Consider the following 18315-nt stretch of genomic DNA (forward strand, 5'->3'; position numbering starts at 1 on the left):
CAGGTGCTGAATGGATTATTTCAGCGCCAGTATCCATTTCACCAGTGTTTTGGCTTCTGCTTCAGTCACTTGCGTATTGGCTGGCATCGGAATCGCACCCCATGTACCACTGCCGCCTTTTAAAACCTTCTGAACCAGCTTTGCTTCAGCGGTTTTATCACCAGCATATTTCTTCGCTACTTCTTTGTATGCAGGGCCAACGACTTTGGCATCTACATTGTGGCATGCCATGCAGTTTTTCGCTTTAGCGAGGTCTGCATTTGCAAAAGCAGAACCGGAAGCCAGCGCAGCCATCATCGCTGCCAGCATCAGTTTGTATTTCATTACATTCTCCTGGTTAAGATAAAGCGCATTCATTTTAGCGCGATTGTGAGTGTGCGGCAGATACGGGGTTTGCTGATTGACCTGCTGCAAATTCCGCTTTAATCTCTGCTGTCTTGTTTTGCAATTTTTTGCTAATTACTGCGGTGAAAATACGAGAACTCACTGCTTCATTCCGGGACGGATATGATTCTGATTATTCCTTTGGTGTTGTTTCTGATACTCAAACTGGCAGGCATCTGGGTCTTTGCGGAAGCCTCATGGTGGTGGCTGGTCGGCGGTGCGGTATTTGCATTTGTCTGGTTTGAATTTCTGGAACGCCTGTTCGGTCTGGATGCAAAGAAACAAGATCTGCACTACGACGCTATCCGCAAAGAACGGGTCAAGCGTGCGTTCAATCAGAAAAATGAACGCAAACGCTGATTGGCCTTATGCGTGAACCCCACCTACCCGAGTTGCGCCAGTTAAAGCAATTCATCGCAGTTGCTGAAGAATTGCATTTCGGTCGTGCGGCACAGCGCCTGAATATGACGCAGCCGCCGCTGTCGCAATCGGTACAGAATCTGGAAGCCACGCTGGGTGTTGCGCTGTTTGTCCGTACCACGCGCCAGATTGCGCTGACCGAAGCCGGACTGGCCCTGCTGCCGGAAGCACGCCGCATTCTGGCACAAGCTGAGAATTTAGCGCCTGTGCTGCAGGAAGTCGTTGCCGGAACAGCCGGTACGCTGCGGCTCGCATTCATATCGATTGCGGATTACAGCATCCTGCCGCGCACCCTGAAAGCCTACCGCGAAGCCTTTCCCGGCATTCGTATCGAGTTGCACGAAGCCACCACCGACCGCCAGCTCAGTATGCTGCAGGAAGGTGAAATTGATGCCGGCTTACTGATTCCGCCGGTTCCTGCACATCTGCAATCGATGATCTCGTATCAGACCATCCGAACGGAACCGCTGATTGTCGCAGCACCGGACAGTATGAGTTTGCCAGCCGGTGGCGTCAGTCTGCAGGATATTGCCGGCGCACCGCTGATTCTGTTTCCGCGTAAAATTGCCGCCGCGCTGCACGACACCATACTCTCGTTTTACCGCGAACACGGGCTGACACCGGTAGTTGCGCAAGAAGCGATACAAATGCAAACCATTATCGGGCTGGTTGCAGCCGGTATGGGCGTGGCACTGGTTCCGCAGGCGGTGGCGAACTTACAGCGCCCTGGCGTTGTCTATCACCGGTTGCTTAACGCCGCGCCGCTGGTGGAAACCGGCATTGCGTGGCGCAAAGATATGCCGGCACCGGCCTTGCAACATTTTTTACCGTTTTTACTGTCTTCCTCATGCTGATACACCCGAATCCTGATCCGGTCGCTTTCCGGATCTTTGACTGGCCAGTGCACTGGTACGGTCTGATGTACCTCGTCGCCTTTACGCAGTTTGTGCTGCTGGGTCGTCTGCGGCTGCGCTTGCCGCATATTGCCGCCAAAGGCTGGAATGCCGAACACATCGACGACATGCTGTTTTACGGCGTACTCGGTGTGGTGCTCGGCGGGCGTCTCGGTGAAGTGTTCTTCTATGGCTTTTCGTATTACATGAGCCATCCTTTGGAAATTTTCATGTTGTGGAAAGGCGGCATGTCTTTCCACGGCGGCTTTATCGGCGTGGTGATTGCGATGGCATTATGGGCGCGTAAAGCCGGCATGCAGCTGACCGATGTGTATGACTTCATTGCGCCACTGGTGCCGCTGGGTTATGCCGCCGGACGTATCGGCAACTTTATCAACCATGAATTACCGGGCCGTGTGGCTTCTGCAGATTTGCCGTGGGCGATGATGTGGCCGGGACAGGCAATGCCAGTCCATCCTTCACCGATTTATCAGGCACTGGTGGATGGCGTGCTGGTATTTATCATTCTGTGGTGGTTTGCGCGCAAACCGCGTCCGCGACTGGCAGTGGCATCGCTGTATGCGCTGCTGTACGGCTGCGCCCGCTTCCTGACAGAATATTTCCGTACACCGGACTATATGGTCGATTTCGCAGGCATCAGCATCTCCGCTGGACAGATGTTATCCGTACCGATGGTGATCGTTGGTGTGGTCTGCCTGCTCTGGTCTTACCGCTCCGCAAAAACTGCCTGATCCGCTAATCAGCAATAACTGCTGCAAGCCCGTTCTCCGTCACCGGAAACGGGCTTTTTGCTGGCCTGCGTACGCCTCCATTGTGCAAAGATCGTCATCACCCGATTCTGAAGGCCCGGACTTTCTGCCGACGACCGCCAGGGTGCTGTGCTGAACACCGCATTTGAGGCATTTTCAGCCCCCAAACCTGCCCGCCAGCCGGTTTCAGGCATGAGCCAGCGATGTCACTGCGCCGGACATAAAAAAAAACCGCCTCCGGTAACGAAGACGGTTCTTTGCCATTGCGGATAATAACAATCAGCGTGAATACAAATCGATGATGTTGATGATCGCGTCGTGGCAGACGTGGCAGAACTTCTCGCTGCGGTCGAACATAATGCACTGCATTTCCGGACGGAAGTAACCAGTGGATTCATAGTTCGCACCCTCAAATGCCCCCACATCGTGACGATGTTTTGAGCTGTCCAGTAAAGCAGTCGAACGCGCCAGATCCTTACGGAACAATTCATTCATTTCCGTTTCCGGACGATTCTGCGCACGCAGTTCAGCACGTTTTTTCTGATAAGCGCGGGATGCATCGTCATACACTTGTTTTGGCCACGGTGTCGGCAACGGCGTGGACGCATTCACATACTGCTTCCATTTCAGTTTGGTCGGATCTTTCAGCGCAGTTGCATTCGGCTCCCACGGCTCTTTGAATTCACCCGTGCTCTGGTACGCCACCGGCGAGGTGTAATACTCATCGGCCAGACCGGCAAAATGGTGTCCGAACTCATGCACAAACAGATAGTTCGACCAGTCGCTGCCCGCTGCTGCGGTACTGAACTGACCAAAAATACCGCCACCGCCGTAAGTCTGATTATTGACCAGAATTTCGATAAATTCGTAAGGCGCATTTTGTGCGATATTGCGCAGCGCTGTGTTATCCAGTGTCAGGATGTAGCGTTCACTACCGAAAATATCGTAGCTGCTGCCCAGCGCGGAAGCGTGATACACGCCGGTGGAGGGACGCGAAACACCGGATTCCGGCGTCGGCACGGCCAGTGCCCACACATTGAAATCATTCGCACGTTGTTTAAACGGCGCTACTGAAAATAAGTGTGCGGTCAGACGCTTCGCGTCGGCTTCAAACTTTTGCATTTCCGCTGCAGTGTAACCGTCGCCCAGAATCAGCAAATCCACTTTGTCTTCTGAAGGGCCGGAATAATGCACTTTAATCGGTTTCAAACCGCTGTCCGGTTGCTTGCGGATCACGCCCTGCGCATCGGTATCCACCTGCACGCTCCAGACCGGTACGAAACGATTGTCAGCGTCGCGCTTCAGTACGCTGACTTTAACCGGCTTTTCCGGTTTCGGAAAACGCAGGCTTTCCTGAAAGCTGCGGTCTGTCTGCGCTGCTTCATCGGTACTCTGCCATTCGGCAAACACTGTCGAGAACCCGCGTGAGTACAGCAAAGCGCCGGTGGCAGCATCACGCACTTCAAATTTGTTATTGCCGCGATCGGTATCATCAATCGCTTTTTTCGGATTACCCGCCCATGGCAAAGGCTCGATCAGCACACGCTCCATTGCATAGTGCTCAGATTTGGCATTACCGCTGTGCTGGTAATCCAGCCTGACAGTGGCGCTGGCAGCCATCGCCACACTGCTGCACATGCCCAGTGTGGCCAGCATTGCGCCGGTCAGCCGGCGTATCGTTGTATTCATCATGACTCCTGTGTTGGTTTCTGTTATGCGGTGCAATCCGGTCTGTGCATTGTAATCGGGTGATGAAGGACAGTATGCAGCTCTCTGCATCCTTCGTTTTGCCTGCGAGAACACAGTAATTTTGTAAACTGTCTTTTTTGGCAATATTTTCACATCGCTTACGCCACGGTATTTTCAGTCTGCAAACGAATATTCGTTTTTTACCGGCTTGCCTGAACTTTCATAGGCTTTGTTCGTCAAAGTGGCTGTGATGCGGATATGCAACGTCTTTGAGAAAAACAACCGCACTCCATCCGACAACTGACCTGAACGAGGAAATCTTATGCGTCATTCTATGATTGCACTTGCGCTGCTGGCTGCGTTTGGCAGCATGACACAAGCAAGTATCGCCGCACCTGCGACTAAAACTCCCGCTGCTTCTTCCACTGCTGCTGCCGCTTCTCAGAAATCCGGCGTCGATCTGCAATGGATCGATCAGAGCGTGCGTCCGCAGGATGATTTTTACCGCTTTGTTTCCGGCAAATGGCTGAACAGCGCTGAAATTCCGGCTGACCGTTCGCGCTTCGGCTCGTTTGATGAATTGCGTGATTTGTCCGAAAAACGCTCGTTTGAAATTATCGAACGTCTGGCGGCAGAAAAACATTTGAAAGCAGGCAGCAACGAACAGAAGATCGCTGATCTGTACAACAGCTTCATGGATGAAGCGACGATTGAGAAAAAAGACATTCAGCCTTTGCTGCCGGTCTTCAAAAAAATCGAAGCCCTGAAAGATAAACAGCATCTGGCTGGCCTGATGGCAAATCTGGCGAAACTGGGCGTAGGTCTGCCGGTGCAAATGGGTATTGGTCAGGATGGCAAAGATTCCACCAAATACGCGGTGTACCTGAGCCAGGGTGGTCTGGGTCTGCCTGATCGTGACTACTATCTGGACGATAAATACAAAGACTCGCGCGACGCTTACATCAGCCATATCACTAATATGCTGACCATGCGCGGCGACAAAAAAGCAGCTGAGCACGCACAAGCCATTTTCGCGCTGGAAACCGAGATCGCCCGTGTGCAGTGGGATAAAGTTGCGAACCGTAATCCGGTCAAAACGTATAACAAAACCGAGATGAGCAAACTGGCAGAAGTGATGCCGGGCTTTGACTGGAAAGCATTTTTCACGGAAAACGGTGTCGGCAATAAAGTTGATTACGTGATTATCCGCCAACCGGATTTCCTGACCAAACTGTCTGCAGTGATTGCAGCCACACCGGAAGAAACCCTGAAATCCTATCTGGAATGGCGTGTTCTGAGTGCCTATGCACCACTGCTGTCCAAACGTTTTGTCGATGAAGATTTCCAGTTCTACGGCGCGAAACTGCGCGGCGTACCGGAAAATCAGCCACGCTGGAAACGCGGTGTCGGCCGTGTGGAAGAAAGTCTGTCTGAAGCACTGGGCAAACTGTACGTGGAAAAATATTTCCCGCCGGAATACAAAGCCCGTATGGAAAAACTGGTCGGCAACCTGATCACAGCGTATAAAGAAAGTATTGAGACGCTGGACTGGATGAGCCCGGAAACCAAAAAAGAAGCACTGACCAAGCTGTCGAAATTCACACCGAAAATCGGTTATCCGGAAGTCTGGCGTGACTACAGCAAACTGGATATCAAAAAAGGCGATCTGATCGGCAATATTCAGCGTGGCCGTGAAGCCGGTTATCAGCGCCAGCTGGCGAAACTCGGCAAACCGATTGACCGCAAAGAATGGGGCATGAGCCCGCAAACCGTGAATGCGTATTACAACTCACGCATGAATGAAATCGTGTTCCCGGCAGCTATTCTGCAAGCGCCTTTCTTCAATCCGGAAGCAGATGACGCAGTGAATTACGGCGGTATCGGTGCAGTCATTGGCCATGAAATCAGCCACGGCTTCGATGATTCCGGCAGCCAGTCCGACGGCGACGGTAATCTGCGTGACTGGTGGACAGCCAAAGATAAAGAAAACTTTGGCCGCCTGACTTCTGCGCTGGTTGCACAGTACGAAGGCTACAGCCCGCTGCCTGGTTACAATGTTAACGGCAAACTGACACTGGGCGAAAACATCGCTGACAACAGCGGTTTGTCGATTGCGTATAAAGCGTATAAATTGTCGCTGGGCGGCAAACCATCCACCACTATTGATGGTTTCAGCGGTGAACAGCGCGTGTTTATCGGCTGGGCTCAGGTATGGCGCGGTAAGGCACGTGATAAAGAAACGATCCGTCTGCTGGCCACTGATCCGCATTCTCCTGCTGCAGTACGCGGCAATGCGCCACTGACCAACATTCAGGGCTTCTACGATGCATTCGGCGTCAAGGAAAGCGACAAGATGTTTGTGGCACCGGAAAAACGTATCAAAATCTGGTAAGCCTTTACTACGATCTCGTTTGCGTGCTGATGTACGCAGGCGGGATCAGCAGGAGTCGTAAAAAAGAAAAACTGCCGGCGCTGTCAGCGACCGGCAGTTTTTTTATCGCAGCTCAGAATGATTCAGGATGCGACAAAATATCGTGCAGTTTGGCAAACAATACATCGATATGCGATTTATCCAGAATCAGCGGCGGCGACAAGGCAATGATGTCACCGGTCGTACGGATCAGTACGCCTTCAGCAAACGCTTTTTTATACACCGCCATTGCACGGGCGCCCGGCTTGCCGGGTACAGTTTCCAGTTCAATTGCACCGATCAGCCCCAGATTGCGGATATCCGTTACATGCGGCAAGCCCTTCAGAGAATGTAATGCACTTTCCCAGTACGATGCCATACCGGCGGCATGGTGCAGAATGCCCTCTTCTTTAAACACCTGCAGCGTCGCCAGACCGGCTGCGCAAGCCAGCGGATGGCCGGAGTAAGTATAGCCGTGGAAAAATTCTATGCCTGCCGGACTATCTGTCAGCGTCTGATAGATTTTCGGATGACTGAATACCGCCCCCATCGGCACGACGCCATTGGTTAAACCTTTGGCGGTTGTCATCAGATCCGGTGTCACGCCGAAATAATCACTGGCGAACGGCGTCGTCAGTCGTCCGAAACCGGTAATCACTTCATCAAAAATTAATAAGATGCCGTGCTGGTCGCACAATTGCCGTAAACGCTGCAGATAACCGGCAGGCGGCAGAATCACACCGGCAGAACCGGAAACCGGTTCCACAATCACAGCGGCAATCGTCGAGACATCGTGCAGCTGGATCAGGCGTTCCAGATCATCTGCCAGTTCTGCGCCGTGTTCCGGCAAGCCTTTGCTGAAGCGGTTTTCCGGCAAGGCGGTATGGCGCAGATAATCGACACCCTGCAGCAAAGGGCCGAACTGTTTGCGGTTCGCCGGTAAGCCGCCGACTGACATACCACCAAAGCCGACACCGTGGTAAGCACGTTCACGTCCGATGAAACGGGTACGCTGTGCTTCACCACGGGCACGGTGATAGGCCAGTACCATTTTCATCGCGGTGTCCACGGCTTCGGAACCGGAGTTGGTATAAAACACTTGTCCGAATTTGTGTCCGGTGTATTCGATCAGTTGTTCTGCAAACTCAAACGCGGCCGGATGTCCCATCTGAAACGCCGGTGCATAATCCAGCGTGGCGATTGCCTGTTGCACAGCTTCCACAATTTTCGGATGCGAGTGGCCGGCGGGAACACACCACAAACCTGCTGTACCGTCCAGAATCCCACGTCCCTGCTGATCGTAGTAATACATGCCTTTGGCAGATGCCACGATACGCGGCGATGCCTTGTAATCACGATTCGCCGTAAACGGCATCCAGTAAGCCTGCATTTGCGCTGAAGTCGGCATCATTTCTCCTTGGACTGGTGGCTCCGTTGCCAGCGCAACGGATGATCTGCACTATCCTACCCGCCCCGGATGGCGATCCACATATACACTGCAGCGCACAGCCAACAACTGTGCAGACAAGCTGACCAGTACAGTTTATATTGTGATGGTCACCGCTTATGTTTGCCGCCATGAATGCCCATACTCCCGTCCCCGGCTACCCTGAACTGACACTGCAGCGTCAGAGTGAAATCAGTCTGGTTGATCAGATTGTGCAGGCGCTGCGCCAGCAGATTGAACGTCAGACCTTAAAACCGGGAGCGCGTTTATTATCGGTACGCCAGTTTGCGACGCAGTATCAGGTCAGCACATTCACCGTGGTGGAAGCTTATGAAAGGCTGATTAATCTGGGCTTGACGGAAGCCAGACGCGGTGCCGGTTACTTTGTCAAAAAACGGGCTGTCAGCGATCTGAACACCCCGGTGCGGGAACCGGTGTTTGATGCCCTGAGTCCGGACTGGTACAGCGGCGTCAGTGCTTCGCTGCTGGCGGGTTCCGGCTGGCTGCCGCCGGAATGGTATGGCGCAGATACGCTGCCGGATGCAGTGCGGCAAGCCATGCGGATTCCGGCGCAGCGCCTGCGCGGCTACGGGCATCCGGCCGGGTTTCCCGCGCTGCGTCAGCATCTGGCACAAACGCTGTCACAGGATTTGTTCACAGTGTCTGCTGACCAGATCCTGCTGACCCACGGCGCAACCCATGCCTTTGACCTGATTCTGCGCTGCCTGTGCAAACCCGGTGACAGCGTCATGATAGAAACACCGGGCTACAGTAATCTGATGGCGCTGGTTCGTGCCCACGGTTGTCAGCTGATCGGTATTCCGCGCACTGCCGATGGTCTGGATCTGCAAGCCCTGCAAAGACTGGCAGCAGAACACAAGCCGCGTCTGATGTTTGTTAACACAGTACTTCAGAATCCTATCGGCACCAGCCTCAGCCAGCCGCAGGCGCACCGTTTGCTGGCGCTGGCAGAGCAACATCAGTTTTATCTGGTGGAAGATGATATCTACCGAGAACTCAGTGTGCGCAATGCACCGTCGCTGGCAGCACTGGATGGTTTACAGCGTGTTTTCCGTATCGGTAGTTACTCAAAAACCCTGTCGCCCAGTCTGCGTGTCGGCTCCGTTTGCGTACCGGGCGACATGATGCCGGTCTTATTACAGATGAAAATGCTGAGTGGTCTGACGACCTCTGAAATCAATGAACGGGCAGTGTTACATGCGATTCAGTCCGGCCAGTACCGGCGCATGCTTGAACGCCTGCGCCGCCATCTGGATCTGGCCCAACAGGAAGTACAGGAACAATTTGCTTCGCTCGGATTGCAATTGCTGGCGAAACCGGAAGGCGGCATGTTTCTGAGCGCCGGTTTGCCGGATAGCGGACTGGATGCGCGTGAAGTGGCAGACCGTGCCCGTGCCGAGGGCATCTTGCTGGCACCAGCTACATTTTTTGAAACCGGTATCAGCAACCGTTGCTGGTGGCGCTTTAATGTGGCGCATGCCAACGATGCCCGCTTATTTCAGTTTTTGCGTAAGCTGTTGCAATAAAGTCGCAGGCAGACAACGCACAACGCTAAGCTTCGTCGCCGTGTTGCAGTCCACAATTCGCGCACTACCGCTGCGCCGCAGAGTATGCAGAAAACCTGAGCGCATATGCTATCCTGCTGCCATTCCCAGACACTCCTGATCCAGCACTATGCGCGTTCCGGCTATCCCCGCCAATGAAGCTCTGCGACTGAAAACTCTGCACGAGAGTGGCTTGCTGGATACGCCGCCGGAAGAACGCTTTGACCGTCTGACACGGCTTGCACAAACACTGTTTCAGGTACCGGTGGCACTGGTTTCGCTGGTCGACAGTAATCGTCAGTGGTTTAAATCCTGTCAGGGTTTAGGCGTCAGAGAAACACCGCGCGATATCTCCTTTTGCGGCCACGCCATTCTCGGCGATCAGATACTCTGCATTCCGGATGCCTTGCAGGATGAACGATTTGCTGACAACCCGCTGGTCACCGGTGAACCGCATATCCGTTTTTATGCCGGAGCACCTCTGCGTGCGCGCAACGGTGCCAAGATAGGCACGCTGTGTGTGATCGGCCGCGAGGCGATGCAGCCATCGCCGGAACAACTGGCCGGACTGCGTGATCTGGCGGATTGCGTGGAAGCGGAAGTACGCGGCATGCTGGCACAGCGCCAGCACGGCGCCTTACTGACCCTGACACGCATTACGGCACTGTCATCCGAAGACAATCTGATGTTGCTGCGCGATATGCTGGCGCTCGGTTGCGAATACCTGCAAATGGAACGCGCCGTGATTTCGCGCATTCAGGGAGATCAGATTGACCTGCTCGCCCATTACCCGGAACACGATGATTTGCTGAATGCATTTCCCGTGCCGCGCGGCGCGTCTTACTCAGATTTGCTGAATCACACGCATCAGGTGCTGTGTATTGAGCATATGGCACTCAGCCCCTATGCCAGCCATCCGAGCTATCAGCGTTTCGGACAAGAGTGCTATGCAGGCGCGCCGGTCTTTGTGAATCAGACCCGCTACGGCACGCTGGGATTTTCATCGCGTCAGCCACGACAGCAAGCATTTACCGATCCGGAAATTGAATTCATCACGATTCTCTCCGACTGGATCAGCGCAACCCTGCGCAGACTGGAACTGGACCGTTCGCTGCATCAGCAACAGCAAATTAATGAAGCAATTGCGAAAGCGCAGAGTTATTTCATCAGCGGCGACGATTTAAATCCCGGTTTTGAGTTATTGCTGGACCGCGTCACACAACTGACAGACAGTGAATTCGGTTTTATCGGTGAAGTGCTGTATGAGCACGGTCAGCCGTATCTGAAGCTGTTCGCAGTGACCAATATCGCCTGGGATCAGCACAGTCAGGATCATTACCGGATGGCAAAAACCAAAGGCATTGAATTCCGGAATCTGCACTCCCTGTTTGGTCAGGTGATGACTTCCCGCGATATCGTCATTTCCAATGATCCGCAGCAAGATCCGCGCGCCGGTGGCACACCGGACGGGCATCCGCCACTGAAAGCGTTTATGGGCTTGCCTGTCCATCATCAGGGGCAAATGCTTGCGGTGGTTGGTCTTGGTAACCGCGCAGGTGGCTACGAAGCGGAAAACGCCAGCGTTCTGCATCCGGTTCTGATTGCGATTGGTCAGCTGGTTTCCGCATGGCGCTACCGCAAACAGCATCAGGAAAGCGAACGCAGGCTGGCGAACATCATTGAAGGCACGCAGATCGGCACCTGGGAATGTCATATCCCGACCGGCAATACCGTGTTTAACGAACGCTGGGCCCAAATGCTCGGCTACACGCTGGAAGAATTGCAGCCGACATCGGCTGAGACCTGGCTGGAGATTCTGCATCCGGACGACAAGCCCGCGGTCACTGCGATGATTGAAAGCCATTTCCGTGGCGAGATTCCGTATTTCGATATGATCACCCGCCTGCGCCACAAAAATGGCCACTGGGTATGGATACGTGACCGTGGTTGCGTGGTGAGCTGGGACAGTGACGGCAATCCGCTGCTGATGTCCGGCAGCCATCAGGATGTAACGCCGGAAAGGCTGGCTGAAGAAAAACTGGCGCATGCATATGCTTTGCTGGAGCAATCGAATGCCGCTGCGCGTATCGGCACCTGGGAATATGCGATTGAAAGCGGACGCTTTTTCTGGAGCAAGGTAACCCGTGAAATCCATGAAGCAGCGGAACAGGAAATCAGCTCGGCGGAGCAGGTACTGGCGTTCTACAAAGCCGGGAAACATCGTGACCGTTTAGCGAATTTGCTGAATGCGGCAGTGCATGAGGGACACGGTTTTGACGAAGAATTTAAGATCATCACGCCGCTGCTGAATCTGCGCTGGGTGCGTGTGATTGCGCTGCCGCAGCGCAAAGATCAGCAGTTATCCAGCGTGTACGGCATCGTGCAGGACATCACTGCGCAGAAGGAACAGGCGCAAACGCTGCAGGATCATGCCGCACATATTCAGGCGATTCTGGATAATGTATCGGAAGGCATCATTACGATCAGCCATCAGGGTTTGCTGGATGCAATCAATCCGGCGGCCGCACGCTTATTCGGTTACGAAAAAGAGGCCTTGCTTGGCCAGCATGTACGCTGCCTGTTTGCTAATCAGGATGAACAATGGAATGTGCTGTCCGAAATCCGGGCCATGCTGCCGGGGAATTTACCTGCTGCACCGCGCGAACTGGAAGCCCGCTGTCAGGATGGCCGTGTGATTACCGTCGACGTTTCGGTTTCGGTCGTACGGCGCCAGAGCAAACCTTTATACATTGCCCTGCTGCGCGATATCACGGAACGCAAACGACTGGAAAACATTAAGTCGGAATTTATCTCCACAGTCAGCCACGAATTGCGGACGCCGCTGACGTCGATTTCAGGCGCCATCAGTCTGATACTCGGTGGCGCAACCGGTGACTTGCCACCTGCGCTGGCTCCGCTGCTGAATATCGCCGCACAAAACAGTCAGCGCCTGACCAGCCTGATCAATGATTTGCTGGATATGGAGAAATTATCCGCCGGTCAGCTGGCATTGCATTTACAGACACTGGCGCTGGAGCCGCTGCTGCAACAGGGTATCGACAGTAACCAGACGTTTGGTGCGAAACGTGAAGTGAAACTGGCGCTGCAGGGGGAAATTCCTGCTGTCAGCGTGGAAGTGGATAACCTGCGTTTTATGCAGGTGCTGTCCAACCTGCTGTCGAATGCCGTGAAATATTCACCTTCGGGTGCAACGGTTTCCGTACGGGCACATATGACCAGCGAGCGCGTGCGGGTGGAAGTCTGCGACCATGGCAGCGGTATACCGCCGGAATTCCGTGAACGGATTTTCCAGAAATTCGCGCAGGCCGATTCTTCTGACACCCGTGAGCGCGGCGGTACCGGTCTGGGGCTGGCGATTACGCGCGAACTGGTGCAAAGAATGAACGGCCAGATCGGTTTTGATTCTGAACCCGGGCAAGGTACCTGCTTTTACGTAGAGCTGCCGTGTAACCCGCTGCCCGCTGAGCAGGTATAATGCCGGGTTCGCGCTGACGATGGCACAGACAAGCACTTGTCATTCCGGCATGCGCGGCGCAAATGCTGCCAGCCTGCATTGCTGACGCTGCGCTTTCCATTTTTCGATGTTCACCCTGCACAGATTGCACACGCAATCGCAACGGCTTTTTCAGGAATCCGACCACCATGATCGTACTCGGCGTTGAATCCTCTTGTGATGAGACAGGTCTTGCTCTTTATGACACACAGAAGGGTTTGCTGGCGCATGCCCTGCATTCACAAATCGCCATGCATCAGGAATACGGTGGCGTGGTACCGGAACTGGCATCGCGCGATCACATTCGTCGCACCCTGCCTTTGCTGGAACAAGTGTTTGCCGACTCCGGTGTACAGCGTGAAGCCATCGACGCGATTGCATTCACTCAAGGGCCTGGTCTTGCCGGTGCGCTGCTGGTTGGCGCATCGTTTGCCAATGGTCTGGCGATGGCGCTGAACAAACCTGTGATTGGCGTACACCATCTGGAAGGCCATTTACTGTCGCCGCTGCTGGCCAGCAATCCACCCTCTTTCCCGTTTGTCGCTTTGCTGGTATCCGGCGGTCATACCCAGTTAATGCGGGTGGATGGTGTCGGTCAGTACACGCTGCTGGGTGAAACGCTGGACGATGCTGCCGGTGAAGCCTTTGATAAATCCGCCAAACTGCTGGGGCTACCGTATCCGGGTGGTCCGGCGATTTCCCAACTGGCGGAACAGGGCAATCCGGACAGCTTCCAGTTCCCGCGTCCGATGATGCATTCCAAAGATTTCCAGTTCAGCTTTTCCGGCCTGAAAACCGCTGTGCTGACAGCAGTCAAAGCCCAGCCTGAACCGTTATCCGATGTCGTCAAAGCCGATATCGCGCGCGGCTTTGTCGATGCGATTGTCGATGTGCTGGTGCATAAATGCATGAAAGCGCTGAAAGAAACCGGTTTGCAGCGACTGGTGATTGCCGGTGGCGTTGGCGCTAACCGCCAGTTACGCAATGCGCTGAACACAGCGGCGGCGCGCCGCAAATATCAGGTGTTTTATCCTGAGCTGGAATTCTGTACCGATAACGGTGCAATGATCGCATTTGCCGGTGCGATGCGCCTGCAATCCGATCCGGCACTGGCACGCAGCGAATACGGCTTCAACGTCAATCCGCGCTGGGCTTTACAGGGTCTGAATACGGCGCAAGGCTGAGCCCTGCGCTTCTCCGCCACCTACGCGCCACATCCGCGCATTACGCAATCGTTCAGCCCATGTTCCCGCCTGCTAGCTACCGGCAGCCAGCAGCCATAAAAAGCCCCGAAAAATGCCGGAAAACAGCCCAAATGCGGATTTTCGCATAGCGATCCGGCGGTCGTCGGCAGAAAGTCCGGCTCTCCGGAAATGCCTGATGCGGAGTTCTGCACAATCATCCGCTGACTAGAACTCATTTCATCAATAGCCACGAGTGCGAACGCGAGGTGCCGGGAGGCAGTGCGCGGCGCCGTTGCGCAGCACAGGCTGGTGCCTGTGCAAGCGACGCAACAAAGCAATGCGCCCGGCACCTCCGTTCCCGGAGGGTTTGCCTCATAGCGCACGCTGGACAGCGTTGGACGCGTTGTGAATAGCACCGCTATTCATTGCCTTGTCCGTCTTGCCAACCCGCGCTATGAGACAAACGCATCTCGCGGATATTGATGAAATGAGTTCTAATGATCCGTCCGGCCATAAAAAAACGCGCTGTTGAAGGTAACAGCGCGTTTTCCGGAAACGATCAGAACAGCTTGCAGCGTCAGGCTTTTTTCTTGCTGCCGATTTTGCTTTCCTTGCCGCTCATCAGGTTCGCAATATTCTGACGGTGGCGGTAAATCAGTAAGCCGCTCATGATGAAAATTGCCAGCAATACCACGTCAGAACCAAACACCATGCCGTAAATCATTGGCGCGGAGGCTGCGGCGATCAGTGCAGCCAGCGAAGAGTAACGGGTGGCAAACGCCACCAGCAACCAGACTGCCAGTACGCCCAGACCCATCTGCCACTGAATGCCGATCAGTACACCGGCTGCGGTTGCCACGCCTTTGCCGCCGATAAAGCGGAAAAACACTGGCCACAAATGACCGATAAACGCCGCCAGCCCGACCAGTGCGATACCGGCTTCGGACAGATCGGCTGCATTTGCATAATGCTGCGCCAGCCACACTGCCAGCCAGCCTTTGACTGCATCACCCAGCAAGGTCAGAATGGCCGCCGCTTTATTGCCACTACGCAACACATTGGTTGCACCGGGATTTTTCGAACCATAGGTACGCGGATCGGACAAGCCCATCAGCTTACTGACCACTACTGCAAACGAAACCGAACCCAACAGATACGCCAGTACCACTGCAATCAGAGTATTCATAAACTTCCTGAAAATCGGGGAATCACACAGATTCTCCGCTTAAAATGAGATAAAAACGTTATTCTAACGGAAGGGAGTGCAAATTCCCTACTTTCAGCGCTGTACACTGACAGCCGGACGCGGGCTGACTTCAGTCAATCGCGACATCCACTTCTTTCACCGGCAGCAATTCCGGCAGCAGGGCTGGATTCAGCGACACCAGAAACCCACGGCGCCCACCGTTGATATAGATGCGTTCCAGCGCCAGCACCGAGCGCTCCACATACACCGGCATCGCTTTGCGTGTGCCGAACGGCGATGTACCGCCCACCAGATAACCGGAATGACGTTGCGCGACTTCCGGCTTACACGGCTCAACCGACTTACAACCGGCCTGACGTGCCAGATTTTTGGTTGATACTTTTTTATCGCCGTGCATCAGCACAATCAGCGGCTGCGCTTTTTCATCCTGCATGACCAGCGTTTTAATCACCACATGCTCATCCACACCCAGCTCACGCGACGATACCGCCGTGCCGCCGTGCTCTTCATACGGATACGGATGTTCACTGAACGCCACTTTGCGCTGCTTTAACCACTGGGTGGCCGGTGTTTCTGATACGTGTTCTTTCTTAGCCACAACATACTCCGCTTGCAGACCACCTGTGCGGAAAGGTCTGCTGACAAAAAAAGGGCATGTTGCCATGCCCTTTCTCAATTGTCAGCTATTTGTCCGTTAACAACGAAAAAACAGAAACGATTGCGATTATTTACTCGCCGGTGCCAGATGTTTACCGAGGAATTTTTCCACTTTCTCGCCCCAGGCAATACGGTTGGCTTCGCGATACCAGTTATGTTCTTCACCGGTCATCACAACCCATTCCACTTCATTGCCTTGTGCACGCAGCTTGTCGCGCATTTTTTCACCGTGAATCAGCGGCACGCGGATATCTTCACTGCCGTAACCCATCAGTACCGGTGCTTTGATACGGGCTGCGTTACCGATGGCGGAAGTTTTTTCAAAGTAAGCGCCGTCTTTATCCGGGTCGCCATGCATCAGACGTCCCAGATTATCCATGTAAGGACCGGACATATCCGACCAGGTCACGGTGAACAGCATTTTCACGTCGGTCACACCTACCCAGTTCACACCGCAGCGATACAGATCCGGATCTTTGGCAAGGCCGTACATGGTTGCATAGCCACCATAGCTGGCACCGATAATACAGACACGCGACGCATCAACCACGCCCTGACTGATCAGATTTTTCACGCCGTCGGTGACGTCATCCTGCATCGCCAGACCCCATTGTTTCCAGCCAGCAGTATGATGCTTCCAGCCGAAACCAGTGGACATACGGAATTGCGGTTGCAACACGGCGTAACCACGCGAAGCCAGCATTTGCACCATAGGATCGAAGCCATAGCTGTCGCGTGCATGCGGCCCACCGTGCACAAATGCGATCAGCGGCAGCTTTTCTGCTTTCTTTCCTTCCGGCAGTGTCAGATACGCAGGAATCGGTAAGCCATCACGCGCGGTGTACTGAATGACTTTGGTTTCCGACAGCTTTTTACCATCCAGCTCCGGCTTCATCACATACAGCGGTTCCAGTTTGCGCTTTGCCACATCGTAAAAATACACAGAGCCCGGATTTGCTGCGCCGTAGGTATACACGACGACGCTGTCACCACTCCACTGGAAGAAATACTCTTGTCCGGGGAAGCTGGCGCGGAAAGTTGCATCCAGACGCGCATAATCCTCGTCAAAATACACATACTCCGGTTTCATTGCAGCGACCGGTGCGCCGACAATTTTTTTACGGCTGTTATCAAAACGCACGTTTTCCACATCTGCCTGCGGATGATCTGCCAGCATTTCACCGACGGTGTTTTTCGCAAAATCCCACAGATAAACGGCTTTTTTATCACGTCCGTTGAAACGGCCGGCAACCAGCATGGTTTTATTATCGAAGTCAAAACCGGCGACTTCCATTTCGCGGCCTTCATCAATGAATGCCTGATAAATTGCTTTCCACGGTGCATTCTCTCCATCGCGGTAGTACACCGTCTGGCGGATACGCTTGCTGCCCGGTTCCACATCCAGCGCAGAGCCCGCGCGCACAACACGCGCATGATCCAGCACCCATTCGCTGACTTTGCCCGGGTTATTAAACGTGAGCAAGGTCGCCTTGCCAGTCAGTGTGTCCAGACGGAATACATCCGAAGCACCGAGTACTGCATCACGGCCACGTTCGTTATTCACCACGATCAGATCAGTTGAATCTTCACCTGCACGTGACAACACCTGGTATGGCTTATACGGAATATTGTTGCCCATCGCTTCTTTCAGCGTCGGGGTAAGCTTACGGAAACGGCTGCCGTCAGTATTCACGGCAAACAAGCCACCGCCGCGCTGATCTTCATAGACCGCATCTTTGCCCTTGCTGAGACTGAAAACCAGGCGCTCATTATTGACCCAGATCGGATTCGCAATATCCCAGTCAGGATCGGAAGCAATGACTTTCGGTGTACGGGAATCGAGACGAATCACTGCCAGCACGTTGCGGCCGTTGCGCGGCGTCAGGACAGCGAGGGTTTTACCATCCGGTGACAGTGAAGGAATACCGGAATATTGTGATGCTTTAAAAAAATCTGCGACCGGAATGGATGCATCAGCCATTGCCGGCATAGTCATGAACGGTGCGGTGAGTAAAACACCGGCCAATATCAGTCGACGTAAAGAATTCATGCCTGAGCCTTTGAAAAGGAAATCGGGTAAATCTGGCATTGTCTGCGAAAGGCGACGGTCACTTGTGATCACTCTCTCTGCCGCAGACAAACACTTCAGCATATACAGGTAAAAAAAATGCCGGA

The 18315-nt window shown here is 53.9% G+C and carries 14 protein-coding genes; 7 read left to right on the forward strand and 7 right to left on the reverse strand.

Going from position 1 to position 18315, the window contains the following annotated elements; genetic code table 11:
• Positions 1-15 precede the first annotated feature (15 nt).
• Positions 16-324, reverse strand: coding sequence for a c-type cytochrome (locus KDM89_RS16450; RefSeq protein WP_212689015.1), 309 nt, complete (start codon positions 322-324; stop codon positions 16-18).
• Between the two features lie 34 nt (positions 325-358).
• Entirely contained in the window at positions 359-487 is a 129-nt protein-coding gene (locus KDM89_RS22740; RefSeq protein ID WP_268977880.1) for a hypothetical protein, read from the reverse strand.
• Positions 488-507: 20 nt separating this feature from the next.
• Between KDM89_RS22740 and KDM89_RS16455 the strand changes: the two genes are divergently transcribed.
• The 3 genes from KDM89_RS16455 to lgt are packed head-to-tail and all read left to right on the forward strand — an operon-like array spanning position 508 to position 2449.
• Complete coding sequence (locus KDM89_RS16455) at positions 508-744, forward strand: hypothetical protein (protein ID WP_212689016.1); 237 nt, start codon at positions 508-510, stop codon at positions 742-744.
• A gap of 8 nt (positions 745-752) precedes the next feature.
• Complete coding sequence (locus KDM89_RS16460; RefSeq protein WP_212689017.1) at positions 753-1658, forward strand: LysR family transcriptional regulator; 906 nt, start codon at positions 753-755, stop codon at positions 1656-1658.
• Positions 1652-2449 carry a prolipoprotein diacylglyceryl transferase gene (gene lgt, locus KDM89_RS16465; protein WP_212689018.1) on the forward strand — a complete coding sequence of 266 codons (798 nt, stop codon included), beginning with the start codon at positions 1652-1654 and terminating at the stop codon, positions 2447-2449. Before KDM89_RS16460 ends, lgt begins: the two co-directional genes overlap by 7 nt.
• Before the next feature lie 297 nt (positions 2450-2746).
• Here lgt and KDM89_RS16470 read toward each other — a convergent pair whose 3' ends face one another.
• The gene (locus tag KDM89_RS16470) at positions 2747-4159 is read right to left on the reverse strand and encodes an IgA Peptidase M64 (protein ID WP_438947527.1); all 1413 of its coding nucleotides are present in this window, start codon (positions 4157-4159) and stop codon (positions 2747-2749) included.
• A 319-nt stretch (positions 4160-4478) separates the two neighbouring features.
• Between KDM89_RS16470 and KDM89_RS16475 the strand changes: the two genes are divergently transcribed.
• Positions 4479-6548, forward strand: coding sequence for a M13 family metallopeptidase (locus KDM89_RS16475; protein WP_212689019.1), 2070 nt, complete (start codon positions 4479-4481; stop codon positions 6546-6548).
• A 112-nt stretch (positions 6549-6660) separates the two neighbouring features.
• Here the strand turns inward: KDM89_RS16475 and aptA are convergent, their stop codons facing one another.
• Complete coding sequence (gene aptA / locus KDM89_RS16480; RefSeq protein WP_230427922.1) at positions 6661-7977, reverse strand: omega-aminotransferase AptA; 1317 nt, start codon at positions 7975-7977, stop codon at positions 6661-6663.
• 167 nt (positions 7978-8144) lie between these two features.
• Between aptA and KDM89_RS16485 the strand changes: the two genes are divergently transcribed.
• The 3 genes from KDM89_RS16485 (at position 8145) to tsaD (ending at position 14276) form a co-directional block, all read left to right on the forward strand.
• The gene (locus KDM89_RS16485) at positions 8145-9560 is read left to right on the forward strand and encodes an aminotransferase-like domain-containing protein (protein ID WP_230427923.1); all 1416 of its coding nucleotides are present in this window, start codon (positions 8145-8147) and stop codon (positions 9558-9560) included.
• 148 nt (positions 9561-9708) lie between these two features.
• Complete coding sequence (locus KDM89_RS16490) at positions 9709-13074, forward strand: PAS domain S-box protein (protein WP_212689021.1); 3366 nt, start codon at positions 9709-9711, stop codon at positions 13072-13074.
• A 167-nt stretch (positions 13075-13241) separates the two neighbouring features.
• On the forward strand, positions 13242-14276 hold the full coding sequence (gene tsaD, locus KDM89_RS16495) for a tRNA (adenosine(37)-N6)-threonylcarbamoyltransferase complex transferase subunit TsaD (protein WP_212689022.1): 1035 nt from the start codon (positions 13242-13244) through the stop codon (positions 14274-14276).
• Between the two features lie 577 nt (positions 14277-14853).
• Here the strand turns inward: tsaD and plsY are convergent.
• From plsY to KDM89_RS16510, 3 genes are all read right to left on the reverse strand, one after another.
• A complete protein-coding gene (gene plsY, locus KDM89_RS16500; protein WP_212689023.1) occupies positions 14854-15462 on the reverse strand; it encodes a glycerol-3-phosphate 1-O-acyltransferase PlsY in 609 nt (202 codons plus the stop codon).
• 130 nt (positions 15463-15592) lie between these two features.
• Positions 15593-16081 (reverse strand): Cys-tRNA(Pro) deacylase, encoded by a 489-nt coding sequence (gene ybaK, locus KDM89_RS16505; protein ID WP_329604686.1) that lies wholly within the window; start codon positions 16079-16081, stop codon positions 15593-15595.
• Between the two features lie 126 nt (positions 16082-16207).
• On the reverse strand, positions 16208-18190 hold the full coding sequence (locus KDM89_RS16510) for a S9 family peptidase (RefSeq protein WP_212689025.1): 1983 nt from the start codon (positions 18188-18190) through the stop codon (positions 16208-16210).
• Between the last annotated feature and the right edge of the window lie 125 nt (positions 18191-18315).

It is taken from the genome of Cognatundibacterium luofuense, from assembly GCF_018139685.1.
Lineage (GTDB): Bacteria > Pseudomonadota > Gammaproteobacteria > Burkholderiales > Burkholderiaceae_D > Undibacterium > Undibacterium luofuense.